This window comes from Flavobacterium esculini (assembly GCF_048284325.1).
Taxonomy (GTDB): Bacteria; Bacteroidota; Bacteroidia; order Flavobacteriales; family Flavobacteriaceae; genus Flavobacterium.
This window is the reverse complement of record NZ_JBLVPI010000016.1, coordinates 1-13,522: the sequence shown is the minus strand read 5'-3', so window position 1 is coordinate 13,522 and position 13,522 is coordinate 1. Positions and strand designations below refer to the sequence as shown.

The 13,522-nt window shown below is 34.4% G+C and carries 12 protein-coding genes; 6 read left to right on the top strand and 6 right to left on the bottom strand.

All coding sequences use genetic code 11. The features are described from left to right. The first annotated feature begins 6 nt into the window (after positions 1 to 6). The 3 genes from ACNQGG_RS13635 to ACNQGG_RS13625 all read left to right on the top strand — a co-directional run bounded on the left by ACNQGG_RS13635 (position 7) and on the right by ACNQGG_RS13625 (position 5,743). Positions 7 to 843 (top strand): SDR family oxidoreductase, encoded by an 837-nt coding sequence (locus ACNQGG_RS13635; protein WP_417964833.1) that lies wholly within the window; start codon positions 7 to 9, stop codon positions 841 to 843. A 517-nt stretch (positions 844 to 1,360) separates the two neighbouring features. Then, positions 1,361 to 3,892, top strand: a complete 2,532-nt coding sequence (locus tag ACNQGG_RS13630) for a PIG-L family deacetylase (protein WP_417964831.1) — start codon at positions 1,361 to 1,363, stop codon at positions 3,890 to 3,892. A gap of 123 nt (positions 3,893 to 4,015) precedes the next feature. Next, the gene (locus ACNQGG_RS13625) at positions 4,016 to 5,743 is read left to right on the top strand and encodes a sodium:solute symporter family protein (protein WP_416856484.1); all 1,728 of its coding nucleotides are present in this window, start codon (positions 4,016 to 4,018) and stop codon (positions 5,741 to 5,743) included. Positions 5,744 to 5,811: 68 nt separating this feature from the next. Here the strand turns inward: ACNQGG_RS13625 and ACNQGG_RS13620 are convergent, their stop codons facing one another. From ACNQGG_RS13620 to ACNQGG_RS13600, 5 genes are read right to left on the bottom strand one after another with little or no spacing between them, the layout of a single operon-like run. Beyond that, positions 5,812 to 6,657: a DUF2911 domain-containing protein gene (locus ACNQGG_RS13620; RefSeq protein WP_417964829.1), complete on the bottom strand. Its 846-nt coding sequence runs from the start codon at positions 6,655 to 6,657 to the stop codon at positions 5,812 to 5,814. Positions 6,658 to 6,708: 51 nt separating this feature from the next. After that, on the bottom strand, positions 6,709 to 7,383 hold the full coding sequence (locus ACNQGG_RS13615) for an HAD family hydrolase (protein ID WP_417964827.1): 675 nt from the start codon (positions 7,381 to 7,383) through the stop codon (positions 6,709 to 6,711). Between the two features lie 52 nt (positions 7,384 to 7,435). Further along, positions 7,436 to 8,152 (bottom strand): tRNA threonylcarbamoyladenosine dehydratase, encoded by a 717-nt coding sequence (locus ACNQGG_RS13610; protein WP_417964825.1) that lies wholly within the window; start codon positions 8,150 to 8,152, stop codon positions 7,436 to 7,438. Positions 8,153 to 8,177: 25 nt separating this feature from the next. After that, positions 8,178 to 8,834, bottom strand: a complete 657-nt coding sequence (locus ACNQGG_RS13605; RefSeq protein WP_417964823.1) for a TatD family hydrolase — start codon at positions 8,832 to 8,834, stop codon at positions 8,178 to 8,180. Then, complete coding sequence (locus ACNQGG_RS13600; protein ID WP_417964821.1) at positions 8,834 to 9,436, bottom strand: DUF1684 domain-containing protein; 603 nt, start codon at positions 9,434 to 9,436, stop codon at positions 8,834 to 8,836. The genes ACNQGG_RS13605 and ACNQGG_RS13600 overlap by 1 nt, the downstream gene beginning before the upstream one ends. Positions 9,437 to 9,532: 96 nt before the next feature. Here ACNQGG_RS13600 and ACNQGG_RS13595 point away from each other — a divergent pair, with 96 nt between their 5' ends. From ACNQGG_RS13595 to ACNQGG_RS13585, 3 genes are all read left to right on the top strand, one after another. Continuing rightward, positions 9,533 to 10,750: an MFS transporter gene (locus ACNQGG_RS13595; RefSeq protein ID WP_417964819.1), complete on the top strand. Its 1,218-nt coding sequence runs from the start codon at positions 9,533 to 9,535 to the stop codon at positions 10,748 to 10,750. Positions 10,751 to 11,094: 344 nt separating this feature from the next. Further along, on the top strand, positions 11,095 to 11,463 hold the full coding sequence (locus ACNQGG_RS13590) for a BlaI/MecI/CopY family transcriptional regulator (protein ID WP_416856492.1): 369 nt from the start codon (positions 11,095 to 11,097) through the stop codon (positions 11,461 to 11,463). A 68-nt stretch (positions 11,464 to 11,531) separates the two neighbouring features. Beyond that, the gene (locus tag ACNQGG_RS13585) at positions 11,532 to 13,367 is read left to right on the top strand and encodes a M56 family metallopeptidase (RefSeq protein WP_417964817.1); all 1,836 of its coding nucleotides are present in this window, start codon (positions 11,532 to 11,534) and stop codon (positions 13,365 to 13,367) included. Between the two features lie 72 nt (positions 13,368 to 13,439). Here the strand turns inward: ACNQGG_RS13585 and ACNQGG_RS13580 are convergent. Continuing rightward, a partial coding sequence (locus tag ACNQGG_RS13580) for an IS3 family transposase (protein ID WP_417965007.1) occupies positions 13,440 to 13,522 on the bottom strand: 83 nt, incomplete at its 5' end.

Here is a 13,522-nt window from a genome sequence, read left to right as displayed (position 1 = left end):
AAAAAAATGAAAAAAGTAAATGTAATAGTAGTTATTGGTGCCGGATCAATTGGCCAGGCAATTGCCAGACGTGTTGGAGCAGGAAATCATCTGCTTCTCGCTGATCTTCGCCAAGAAAATAGTGATGCAGCTGCAAAAGTACTCAGCGAAGCGGGCTTCGTAGTAAGCACTACAATTGTTGACGTATCATCTAGAGAATCGGTTCAAGCTCTTGTTGAAAATGCTACAGCAATTGGAAACATCACCGGACTCATACATGCCGCTGGAGTTTCTCCTTCTCAAGCCTCTCCATCAACAATTCTACACGTTGATTTATATGGAACAGCTCTGGTATTGGAAGAATTTGGGAACGTCATTGAGGACGGCGGTTCGGGTGTAGTGATAGCTTCACAATCAGGGCATCGTCTACCATCACTTACGCCAGAGCAAGATAAAGCTCTTGCCACCACACCTACTGATCAATTGCTTTCCCTTGCTATGCTTCAACCAGATCAGGTGAAAGATTCGCTCCATGCCTACCAATTATCCAAAAGAGGAAATTCACTGCGAGTAAAGGCAGAAGCAGTTCGTTGGGGTAAACGGGGTGCTCGAATCAATACCATTAGTCCGGGAATAATTATTACACCTCTTGCAAAAGATGAATTAGAGGGACCACGAGGTGCTGGTTATCGCCGAATGATAGAAATATCCGCTGCTGGAAGAGCTGGTACACCAGATGAAGTTGGCGTTGTGGGTGCTTTGTTGATGGGCCGAGACGGTGCATTTATTACAGGAAGCGATTTTTTAATGGATGGCGGTGTAACTGCTGCCTATTGGTATGGTGAATTAGCTCCTAATCAGTAACAATCACAAAAAATATAGTATAAAAATCATGATTGCAGAAAATTTTTAAAAGCAGGTACTGTATTAAGTAGTTCGCTTTTGCTTTCACTGGCAATAGGTTTAGCACAAACACAAACTGTAGTAACTGATAAAAATAAAATTGCCATTAAACAACGAACATTGGGTACAGGTAATCATTAAAAAAAATACATCTATTAATCCCAAATCCTTTTAATTAATTTTTAAGTGTTTGGGATTTTACTTTAAAATTTATAAAGCCAAAAATTAATCCACAAATAATTTGGTAGTGGAATTGCTTATATTTGTTAGCCAAATAAATAATTCTATACCCAATAGAATTAGAGGAGGTTTTAAAATTTCTTACTAAACAGTATAATGGTTATTTGATTTATTTAGACATAAAAATCGATAATCGTGAGTATTAATCGTAAGTCACACTAAAAATACTCTTTTAAAGCAATATAAAAAAAATATTTAATTGCTACATTTGAAGCTATTGCAAATTAAATTTAAAATAATGCAAAAAAAACACCTGCAAGCGATTCTATTATTTCTTTTTTGTTTTCAAATAACAATAGCGCAACAACCTCAAAAACTAAATTCGGTTGAAATTTATAATCAAATTCAAAAGCTTAATTTTTTAGGTTCAGTACTTTATATAGCAGCACATCCTGATGATGAAAACACCCGTTTGATTTCTTATCTATCAAATGAGACTAAGGCAAGAACTGGTTACATATCGTTGACGCGCGGTGATGGCGGGCAAAATTTAATAGGTCCACAGTTACGCGAATTATTAGGTGTAATTCGCACTCAAGAACTGATAGAAGCCAGAAAAATAGATGGTGGTGAACAATTTTTTTCCCGTGCCAATGACTTTGGTTTTTCTAAGAATCCAACTGAAACATTAGAAATTTGGGACAAACAAAAAGTGCTTTCTGATATTGTTTGGGCCATTAGAAAATTTCAACCTGATGTAATCATCAATCGGTTTGATCATCGTTCTCCCGGAACTACGCACGGTCACCATACTGCATCGGCAATACTGAGCGTAGAAAGTTTTGATTTAGCCAAGAATCCAACTATTTTTCCGGAACAATTAAAATTAGTTCAGCCTTGGCAACCCAAACGCCAGTTTTTTAATACTTCCTGGTGGTTTTATGGCAGCAAAGAAAAATTTGATGCCGCTGACAAATCAAATTTGATAGAGATGCAAATAGGTGCTTATTTCCCTTCCGTTGGAAAATCAAATCAGGAAATTGCTGCTTTAAGCCGCAGTCGTCATCAGTCGCAGGGTTTCGGCAGTACCGGAAGTCGTGGTGAGGAAACCGAATATTTAGAATTTATAAATGGCGAACCATTAAAAAATAAATCTTCAATTTTTGAAGGAGTTGACACGAGTTGGAACCGAGTAAAAGGTGGAAAACCTATCGGAGAATTATTGACAACCATCGCTGCTCAGTTTGATTATACAAATCCTTCGGCCAGTATTCCAAATTTGGCGAAAGCCTACACCATGATGCAAGCATTGGAAGAGAAACATTGGACCACATTAAAATCGTCTGCGATAAAAGAAATTATTGCTGCTTGTTCCGGATTGTATCTTGAAGCAGTTGCCCAAAATCAGGAAGCAACTCCCGGCAGCATTGTAAAACTAAAACTCGAGGCCATAAACAGAAGTGCTATTCCGATGCAATTAATGAGTGTCACCACTTTGCCGGAACAAAAAAACACGCCTCAAAATACGACTTTAAATACTAATATTTTAAAAAACATAAACCTTGATTTACAATTGCCTAAAACCATAGAGTATACACAACCGTATTGGTTAAAAGAAAAAGGCAATGAAGGAATATATACGGTAAATAATCAAAAAAATATTGGGATTCCTGATATCATTCGGGATGTAAAAGTAGTTTTTAACATCCAAATCAATGGGATTGACATTTCTGTTGAACGAACCGTTATCTACAAATACAATGATGGCGTAAAAGGAGAAATGTACAATTATTTAGATATTGTTCCAGAGATAACGACTAGTATTCTGGACAAAGTGGCCCTTTTTAAGGATGACAAAAATAAAACTGTAGCAGTAAAAATCAAAGCTGGAAAAGATGCGGTGAAAGGTAATTTAAAATTGGAATTGCCAAGTAATTGGATCGTTTCTCCAAAATTAATTCCTTTTAATTTAGAAAAAAAGGGAACGGAACAAATCGTGTATTTTGAGGTAACTCCACCAAATAAACCCCATGAAGCTGTCGCCAAAAGTATTGCTGTCATTGAAAATATAGAATATGATAAAGACCAAATCATCATCGATTTCAATCATATTACCAAGCAACAAGTTTTGAAACCAGCTGAAGCTAAATTCATGAAACTGGATTTAAAAACGAAAGACGAACACATTGGTTATATAATGGGAGCCGGCGATGAAGTCCCTAAAAGCTTAACGCAAATGGGGTATATAGTGACGCTGCTAAAACCCGAAGAAATAACGCCTGAAAAATTAGCTGATTTTGATGTAATTATGACTGGAGTCAGAGCTTACAATACCGTTCAAGCATTGGCAGACAAGCAAAGCATTCTTTTGGATTTTGTAAAAGAAGGAAAAACGATGTTGGTACAATACAATACACCAGATGATATTGCTTTGGCTAATATCGCTCCGTTTTCACTCAAAATTTCACGCGACCGAGTTACCGAAGAAAATGCCGAAGTTCGATTTTTAGCACCTAATCACCCCATCATGAATTTCCCAAATAAAATCACTTCAAAAGATTTTGAAGGCTGGAAACAAGAACAAGGATTGTATTATCCTAATGAATTCGATAAAGCATTCACGCCTATTTTATCATCAAATGATAAAGGAGAAATTCCAAAAGATGGCGCTTTGTTAGTCGCCCCTTACGGAAAAGGATATTATATTTATACCGGTTTAAGTTTGTTCAGGGAATTACCTGAAGGCGTTCCAGGTGCTTTTAGATTATTATCAAATATGATTTCGCTAAAATCACCGGTAACCATTCCTGCCCAAAAAATCAAGAATTAAAAAAATCCAAAAATGCAAACAAAAAAAATAAAAACCTGGAAAAAAAACTATACATGGGTTCTTGTAGCTAACGCCATCTATATTTTGATTTTTTATCTAATAATGGAATTATACTCTTAAATTATGCAACTATTTGATTGGGTCGTACTTATAGCCACTTTACTATTTATTGTAATTTATGGTGCTTGGAAAACAAAAGGAAGTAAAAATGTCGAAGATTTTATTCTAGGCGGTAATGAAACGCCTTGGTATGTGGTTGGACTTTCGGTTATGGCCACACAAGCCAGCGCTATTACCTTTCTTTCAACACCAGGACAAGCATATCATGACGGAATGGGGTTTGTACAATTCTATTTTGGATTGCCTATTGCCATGGTAGTAATTTGTGTCACTTTTATACCAATTTACCACAAATATAAAGTCTATACCGCTTATGAATACTTAGAAGAACGATTCGATTTAAAAACGCGTTCGCTTGCAGCCCTACTTTTCTTGTTTCAAAGAGGTTTGGGAACAGGACTAACAATTTATGCTCCGGCTATCATTTTGTCGGCTATATTGGGTTGGAACCTTACTATAATGAATATTATTATTGGAGTATTGGTAATTATATATACCTTTTCTGGAGGAACGAAAGCTGTAAACGTAACTCAAAAACAACAAATGTTTGTAATCATGTCCGGAATGTTAATCACCTTTTTTCTGATTTTACATTATCTGCCAAATGATATGACTTTTACTAATGCCTTGCATATTGCTGGGGCAAATGATAAAATGAATATTGTTAGTTTTTCAACTGATCCAGAAGAAAAATATACTTTTTGGAGCGGAATAACGGGCGGTTTTTTCTTGGCATTAGCGTATTTTGGTACTGATCAATCTCAAGTAGGACGTTATTTATCAGGAAAATCAGTTCGTGAAAGCCAAATGGGATTGATAATGAACGGGCTTTTAAAAGTTCCGATGCAATTTTTCATTCTGCTTACCGGAGTAATGGTTTTTGTTTTTTTCCAATTCAATCCGGTTCCTTTAAATTTTAATCCCAATAATAAAATAATTGTGGAGAAATCCCAGTACAAAGGAGAATATCATACACTGGAAAAAAAACTGGATGAACTATCTGAAGATAAAAAAGTAATTAATCTATTGTATATCGATCAGCTGAATCAGGATTATGACAATCCGATTCTTCGAAAAGAATTAATTGCATTATCCAACAAAGAAAAAGATTTAAGAGATCGTGCCAAAGAAATTATCCTAAAAGCCGATAGCCGCAGTGAAACCAACGATAAAGATTATGTATTTTTTCACTTTATCCTTAATTATTTACCCAAAGGACTTATTGGTTTATTGCTCGCGGTAATTATTTCGGCTGCCATGTCATCTACGGCTTCCGGACTGAATGCATTGGCATCCACTACGGCAATAGATATTTACAAACGCAATCTTAAAGAAGAAAAATCAGAAAAGCATTATCTCAATGCCACGAAATTTTTTACGCTGGTTTGGGGTATTATTGCGATTCTTTTTGCATGTATTGGAACGTTATTCGAGAATTTAATTCAATTGGTAAATATCATTGGTTCGATATTTTACGGTACCGTTTTAGGAATTTTTCTGGTTGGTTTCTATGTCAAAAAGGTACACGCCAAAGCTATTTTTAGCAGCGCCATTTTTAGCCAATTAGCCATTTTTATAATCTACTACTTTGCGATTTACATTTATCCAAGTGGAGAAGAAAAACTGGGCTATTTATGGCTGAATTTCATTGGGGCTTTGTTAACGATTGTGATTTCTTTGCTCTTACAATGGACTATTTTCAGAAAGCAAAAAGACTCAATTATTGGTTAGTGTCCCGTTCAAAAAAAATCCGTCTTGAAAGATTCAAGACGGATTTTTTTTGAAAAAGATAAGAAGAATTACTTTTTACTCCACTCTGCTATACTGTCTTTATTCATTTTTACATAATCTTGGTTTTTAGCAATCTCTGCAGCAGCAAGCGATAATTTTGCGGTTTCAATAGCTCCCTTTTTATCTCCAAGCTTAGCTTGTATTAATGATTTTAATCTGTTATACCAAAACGGTTTTTCTGTACTCATATCCAAAGCTTTGTTTACATAAACCAATGCTTTGGCATTATCTCCATTTGATTGATATAAATATTGTGCAGCTGAGAAATAATCTCCTGCGGCTGGACCAGCCAAAGTTTTTTCTATGTTAGCCATTGCTTTTTTCTCTGTAGGAACTTCAAACTTTACAGCTGCATAGGAATTCTCCCAATACATTTCTAAAAAAGCAAAATTGTTATCTAAACCGCTTATTCCTATCGTAAATGTTTCTACATTTTTAGATAAAGTTTCTGGTTTAACAGTAGCTTTAAGTACTACATTTGCTTCATTCCATTCTGCTGGATTACCCCAGTTATCGGTCGTTGAATAAAATAATATATCCCAACTTTCAATTTTTGGAATGGTGTACAAAGCATATTTTCCTTTTTTCAAAGTTTTACCATCAATAACAACATCATCACTAAATGATATCGTTGTGTTTTCATTAGCTCCCGTTCTCCAAACTTTTCCAAAAGGAACCAAATTACCAAAAACAGCTCTTCCTTTTGCACTTGGTCTTGAATAATTAATCTCTACATCTGTCAAACCTACTGCTTGTATGATTGTAGATTTCGGACTTGACTGTGGTGTTTTCACCTGTGCCTCAATGGTAAAATTTGCAATGATAATAGCAAATGCAATTAGAATATTTTTCATAGTATTAGTTTTTATGTTTTCCAAATTTACAAATTCAGGTATTCTTAAATGTTAATTATTACTTAATTTGGAATCAATATTTTTCACTTCATCAAAACCTAATTCATTGAAATGATTGATTACTATGTCAGCTTCCGATAAATCTTGGTCTTTTGAATGAATACTATTGTACCCCACACAGAAAATCCCGGCAGCTTTTGAAGCTTTAATTCCGTTAGTGCTGTCTTCAATTACAATACAATTTACTTTTGGAGCAATAGATAAACTCGCAGCGTGCTCAAAAATGGCGGGATGTGGTTTTGATTTAGGAAAATCTTCTCCACTCACAACATGAGTAAAGTATTCGTGCAGCTTAAAGCGACGAAAAACACGTTCTATAGTAACTTTTGAAGCTGAGGAAGCTAAAATCAATTGGATTCCGTTTTCGTATAATTCTTTTATTAATTTTTCAACACCTTCTAACAATTCTAAATCTTCTTTGCTATCAAAAGCATCGTTAAAGATGGATCTTTTTCTCAAAATTAAATCTTCAACATCATGCTCTAAGTTGAACTTTTCTTTCAATTTCTGGAATATATTCCGAGTGGAATTTCCTGTAAATGAAGTATACAAATCTTCGGTGACTGCAATGTTCAATTCATCAAATTGTTTGAAATAAGCATAACGGTGTACTGGTTCTGTGTCGACAATTACACCATCCATGTCGAAAATTACTGTTTGTATCATTTTTTTTAGTTTTATAAAATCTGCTTTCTGTTATCTGCTACCTGAAACCTGACTACTCTTTTTTAAGTAAATACCGAATCACGGTTTCTGCAGCATACAATCCAAATAATCCTGGCATATAACTGTTGGTTCCGTAAAATGATTTTTTAAAATTAGAACCGTCGGTCATTTTTAAACTGGATTCATCTTGAATCTCAGAAGAAAAGACCACTTTCAATTTATCAATTTTCACTTCTTTTAATCGTCTTCTGATTGTTTTTGCAAAGAAACAATTCACGGTATTTGTAATATCCGTCACCTTTACTTTGGAAGCTTCCATCTTTCCGCCAGCACCCATACTGCTGATGATTTTCACTCTTTTTCTTTTGGCTGCAATAATCAAATTCAATTTTGGAGTTACACTGTCAATACAATCCAAAACATAATCAAATTCCTCCGAAATAATTTCGAAAGCACGCTCTGGCGAGAGAAATTCCTGCACACGTATCAATTTCAATTCTGGATTAATATCCATTAATCGGTCGCCTACAACTGTAACTTTTGGTTGTCCCACAGTAGAATGCAAGGCAGGTAGTTGTCTGTTTATGTTGGTAATATCAACTACATCACCATCTACAATTGTCATTTTCCCTACTCCTGCTCTCGCCAAAAATTCGGCTGCAAAGGAGCCCACACCACCAAGTCCTACGACTAGTATATTTGCATTTTGTAATTTATTTAAACCTTCTTTTTTAAATAAAAGTTCGGCTCTTTCTGTCCACTCTGCCATAATAAAAGTTTATTCGTTAATTTGGTTATCTGTTTATTTGTTTAAAAATAGTATCAAAATTACTATTCACCTGTTTTTGAATTTCTTCTACCGAAACTCCTTTGTATTTTGCTGCCAAAGCATAAACGGTTGCCAAACTTTCTTCTGCAGTATCCGTTTCCAAGAAAAATCGATCATTCGGCATGCTTTTAAAAACCGTTTCCAGCTCGGGATTTAGCAATAAATATTTTCCAAACGAAATATAAAATCCGTTTTCCAATAACTGTTTCGCTAACTGTTCACTTTTGGAAAACCCATGAATAAGTATTGGAACGGTACTATTTAATTTTTTTGTAATCTCAATCAATTCCTGAAAAGCGGCAACACAATGAATCACAACTGGTTTCTGATATTGCTGTGCCAAAAGCAACTGTTTTTCGAAAACCAATTGTTGCAATTCCATTGGAATTGCTATTCGTTTGTCCAGTCCGCATTCGCCAATAGCCAGACAACTTGGTTCTTGCAATTTACTTTCGATTATCGCAAAATCAGATTCCAATCGTTCTTCAACAATAAACCAAGGATGAATTCCAATAGAATAAAATGGAATCGTAACATCAAATTCCCAAGGATATTGATTCACTAACTCCAACACTTCCGGTTGATTCGTGAATTTATGGGTATGTAAATTAAAGTACTGCATTAGTCGTGAAATTTTTTAACTCCTGCTTTTATTTCGATATTCAAATCGTTTTCCAAAGGCACTTTTGGACAGGAATATTTATGATTATAAGCACAATACGGATTGTACGAAGTATTAAAATCGATGACAATTGTATCTCCTTTTGGGATTCTCAAATCGATATATTTCCCACCTATATAACTTTCATTCCCCGAAGTCAAATCAGAAAATGGTAAAAATAAATAGTCTTTATAGGCTGCTTTTTTCGAAAGTTCAATGTTTTTGTACACATTTAATTTTAGTTCTTTTCCATCAATCGTAAAGAGAACTTCTCCGTATTTTACATACAACGGTTTTCTGTCCGTAGAGGTTTTCATCTCAAATGGTTTTTCTTTTTTTGTTCTGACAAATTTAGCGGTCACAAAAAACTTTTCAGTAGCCGGGTAAAAATCCAACGCTTTGAATACAGCCAAATCTTCGCTTGTCAAAGGACTCGTTTTCACATCTGCATATTCAGTGTTTAAATCCTTTTGAAATTTGGCAACAGCCGAAACATCAAATTTTTCTTGGCCAAAGCCAAAATTAAACTGCACTAAAAAAACTAAAGCGAATAGCATTCTCATTTTTATAATTTTAAGCAAAAATAGTTTAAAAGTTACAATGCTACAAAGACGTATCGCTACAAAGTTTTCTACCTTTACAAAATTAGAACTTTATAGATGATCCAAACTGCTTTCCAACGCTATCTCAATAATTTTAAAGGATTCACAAGAGAAGTATGGATTCTTACCTTGATTACTTTTATCAATCGCGCCGGAACGATGGTTTTGCCCTTTTTATCTAAATATTTAAAAGAAGATTTGCAATTATCCTACGCACAAGTAGGATGGATTATGGTCGCTTTTGGTTTTGGATCCATGCTGGGTTCTTGGCTTGGCGGTAAATTATCTGATAAAATTGGGTTTTATAAAATCATGGTTTTCAGTTTATTTACCAGCGGAATCCTATTATTTCTCGTACAATACATCCGTACTTTTTGGGGATTGTGTATTGGAATGTTTGTTATCATGACCGTGGCCGATATGTTCCGTCCCGCCATGTTTGTTTCCCTAGGAACGTATGCTAAACCTGAAAATCGCACCAGAGCGCTGACTTTAGTTCGACTGGCGGTAAACTTAGGTTTTACTGCCGGGCCGGCTTTGGGAGGTTTAATCATCATGAATTTGGGATATAGCGGACTTTTTTGGATCGATGGAAGTTCCTGTATCGTTTCCATTTTGATTTTTGCCTTATTGGTAAAAGAACGCAAAAAACCCGCTGATTTAAATACCATTGCTAGTGAAACCGAAATACCTATTTCCGTTTTTAAAGACAAAATATTCTGGATATTCCTGTTTGTATGTTTTGCCACAGCCATGCTATTCTTTCAACTTTTCACCACTTTACCCTTGTATCACAATGAGAAATTTGGACTTACCGAATTTCAAAGTGGACTTTTATTATCCTTAAACGGATTATTAATTTTCTTTCTGGAAATGCCCATTGTGAGTTTCAGCCAAAGAAAAAGTATTGAAAAACTCAAAATTATCCTTTGGGGTTGTGTACTCATGTCCATCAGTTTTTACCTGCTTTTGATCAACACTTGGGCGGGAATATTAGTAATCAGCATCATCATAATCACTTTTGGGGAAATGTTCATCTTTCCTTTCTCTAATTCTTTTGCGTTAAGCAGAGCTCCAAAAGGCCATGAAGGACGCTACATGGCGTTGTTTACTATGAGTTTTAGTTTAGCACATATTGCGAGTTCCAAAACTGGACTGGAACTTATTGGGCATTTTGGGTATCAGACCAACTGGTTTTTCATGGGCAGCTTAGGAGTTCTTTCCGTTTTAGGCTGCATTTGGCTGCAAAAACTCGTTCAAATAGAACAAAAATAATCCTGTTTTAATATTTTGGGCGTGACCACCTTGATAAAAGGGGCAAACTAATTAGCTGGTTTTACTGCCCCTTTTATCAAGGCGGTCGGGCTATACGCGCTACTTTGGTAGCTTGCTGCAAATGAAATTCACTGAACTCCTATGAAAATAAATGCACTGTGAAGTAATCCCTCACGCGGCCTCCTTTCCATAACAATACATCTGAAAAAAGCACTTTCATTTTTCCAAATTAACGTTAAAAAATAAGACAACATCATCTAAAAACTAAAAAATTAGTTAAATAACTATATTTATAGTTGCGTAACTAAAAATATAGTTGTAAGTTTGATTCAAATAAAAAACTCATGCAAAAGTTAACCAATAAAGAAGAAGAAATCATGCACATTTTATGGAAGCTCAAAAAAGCTTTTGTAAAAGAAGTCATGGCCGAAATTACTGAAGAACAGCCTCATTACAACACCCTTTCCACTATTGTACGCAATCTGGAAGAAAAAGGGTTTGTTTCACACAATGCCTTTGGGAACACCCATCAATACTACCCTATTGTTAGTCTGGAAGAATATAGAAAACGTTTCATGAATACGGCAATCGATAATTACTTTAATAGTTCGTATAAAAACATGGTCTCCTTTTTTGCCAAAGAAGAGAAAATTTCTGCTGCCGAATTACGGGAGATTTTGACCATGATTGAAAATCAGGAAGAAAAGAAATAATTCTTTATGAAGAATCGTTTTGCAACAGCAGAAAAAAAGTGATAAACTAAAAATATAATACATAGCGTATGGAAGCACTGTTTATTTATCTCATCAAATCCAGTGGACTAATCGTCCTATTTTATTTAGCTTATTTTTTAATGCTGCGAAAAGAAACCTTTTTTAACAGCAATCGTTGGTTTTTATTGGCTGGATTAATTACTTCCGTTCTTTTGCCATTTGTTTTTATCACAAAAATAATCTGGATAGAACCGGCTGCAACTCCTATTAATTGGTCTACGATTCCCGTTACAAATTATACACAAGAAAAAACATTTGAAGATTATTTACCAATGCTTACAGCTCTTGCTTACGGAATTGGAACACTGCTTTTATTGGCCAAATTTGCCTTTGATTTTTATAGTTTGAATGCTGTTCTCAAAGGAAAATCCATTCAACAACAAGCTGATTTTAAATTTATAGATATCAAAGAAAATGTAGCTCCATTTTCCTATTTCAATACCATCGTTTACAATTCGGCTTTATACACCGCTTCCGAATTAGAAAATATTTTAGAACATGAAAAAGTACACAGTGAACAAAATCATACCATTGATGTTTTGATTTCGAGATTGTTTTGTATTGTATTTTGGTTCAATCCATTCATTTGGTGGTACAAAAAAGCAATGCTACAAAACCTTGAATTCATTGCAGACAACGAAGCCACAAAGAAAATATCCGACAAAAAAGCCTATCAAATCACGCTTTTAAAAATAACAACACACGAGAATTGTGTTGCCATCACCAATCATTTTTATCAATCATTAATCAAAAAACGAATCGTTATGTTAAACAAAAATCAATCAAAAAAATGGAATTCCTGGAAGTATGCTTTGGTACTTCCATTATTAGCGGCGTTTGTATTCTTATTCCAAATTAAAACTATTGCACAGGAAAAAACGAATCACAATGTATCAAAAAGTGTCCTGGATATCGTTACAACGATTAACAAGAATTTTTCAGATGAAGAACTAAAAAAGAAAGCTGAATTTTTCAAAAAAGAATTTAATTGCAATTTAGTATTCTCTGAAATAGAACGTAATTCAAGTAATGAAATCACAGGAATAACAGTCAATTATAATGAAAATTTATATGGTAATGGCACTTACAAACAACATAGTTCGAATGCAATCAAAGATATTTACATCAAGCATGAAGGAGGAAAAATTGATATCACTGACACTGAAATTGATGCAAAAATTAAAAATGATAGAATAACGGCATCATCAGATAAAACGATTTCTATTGACAAAGAAATTTTCATTAATGGAGAAAAAGTAAGTCAAAATGATATGGATAAATTAGATCCTAATGAAATTGAGCGCATGGATGTAAATAAAAAAAATAATCAACAAGAAATCAGAATAGTTACAAAAAAATTCCACAAAACAATTACTGAAAATGACATTTATATCAATGGCGAAAAAGCAGATAAAAATGAATTATTACAATTAGACCAAAATACAATTGACAAAATGGATGTCAATAAAAAAGAAAAAACAATTAGAATCACTACTAAAACCACTACTCAAACTTTCAATGATACCGATATTCCAGCTCCGCCAACACCACCAAAATTTCCAGACGGACCAATGCCAGTAGCTCCTTCTCCTGATATGTCAAAACTATCTGCGCCACCGGCTCATCCATCGAACGTAAAAGATAAAAAAGCAATGGCTGAATTTGAGAAAAAAATGAAAGAATTCGAAAAAAAGATGGAAGCTTTCGAGCCAGACATGAGTGCTTATGAAAAAGAAGTGGAAGAAGTAATGGCTAAACGCGAAAAAATATTTGAAAAAGAAATGGCTAAATACGAAGAGGCTATGGAAAAGTACAGAGATGCCATGGAAAAGCATAATAATTAATTTTATCTTTCTGAAAATCAATAAAGACGGTCTCCATTTAGACTGCACCCAAAATTTTAGACAAATTTATAATTAATTTTGATAATAATGAGCTCGATATTGTGTCGGGCTCATTCCGTTTAAATTCAGTTTTATTCTTTCATTATTGTAATATT

What these genes read in the sequence shown, in the direction of transcription:
- ACNQGG_RS13635 (WP_417964833.1), top strand. Translation starts at nt 7, where the DNA reads ATGAAAAAAGTAAATGTAATAGTAGTTATTGGTGCCGGATCAATTGGC.
- ACNQGG_RS13630 (WP_417964831.1), top strand. Translation starts at nt 1,361, where the DNA reads ATGCAAAAAAAACACCTGCAAGCGATTCTATTATTTCTTTTTTGTTTT.
- ACNQGG_RS13625 (WP_416856484.1), top strand. Translation starts at nt 4,016, where the DNA reads ATGCAACTATTTGATTGGGTCGTACTTATAGCCACTTTACTATTTATT.
- ACNQGG_RS13620 (WP_417964829.1), bottom strand. Translation starts at nt 6,657, where the DNA reads ATGAAAAATATTCTAATTGCATTTGCTATTATCATTGCAAATTTTACC.
- ACNQGG_RS13615 (WP_417964827.1), bottom strand. Translation starts at nt 7,383, where the DNA reads ATGATACAAACAGTAATTTTCGACATGGATGGTGTAATTGTCGACACA.
- ACNQGG_RS13610 (WP_417964825.1), bottom strand. Translation starts at nt 8,152, where the DNA reads ATGGCAGAGTGGACAGAAAGAGCCGAACTTTTATTTAAAAAAGAAGGT.
- ACNQGG_RS13605 (WP_417964823.1), bottom strand. Translation starts at nt 8,834, where the DNA reads ATGCAGTACTTTAATTTACATACCCATAAATTCACGAATCAACCGGAA.
- ACNQGG_RS13600 (WP_417964821.1), bottom strand. Translation starts at nt 9,436, where the DNA reads ATGAGAATGCTATTCGCTTTAGTTTTTTTAGTGCAGTTTAATTTTGGC.
- ACNQGG_RS13595 (WP_417964819.1), top strand. Translation starts at nt 9,533, where the DNA reads ATGATCCAAACTGCTTTCCAACGCTATCTCAATAATTTTAAAGGATTC.
- ACNQGG_RS13590 (WP_416856492.1), top strand. Translation starts at nt 11,095, where the DNA reads ATGCAAAAGTTAACCAATAAAGAAGAAGAAATCATGCACATTTTATGG.
- ACNQGG_RS13585 (WP_417964817.1), top strand. Translation starts at nt 11,532, where the DNA reads ATGGAAGCACTGTTTATTTATCTCATCAAATCCAGTGGACTAATCGTC.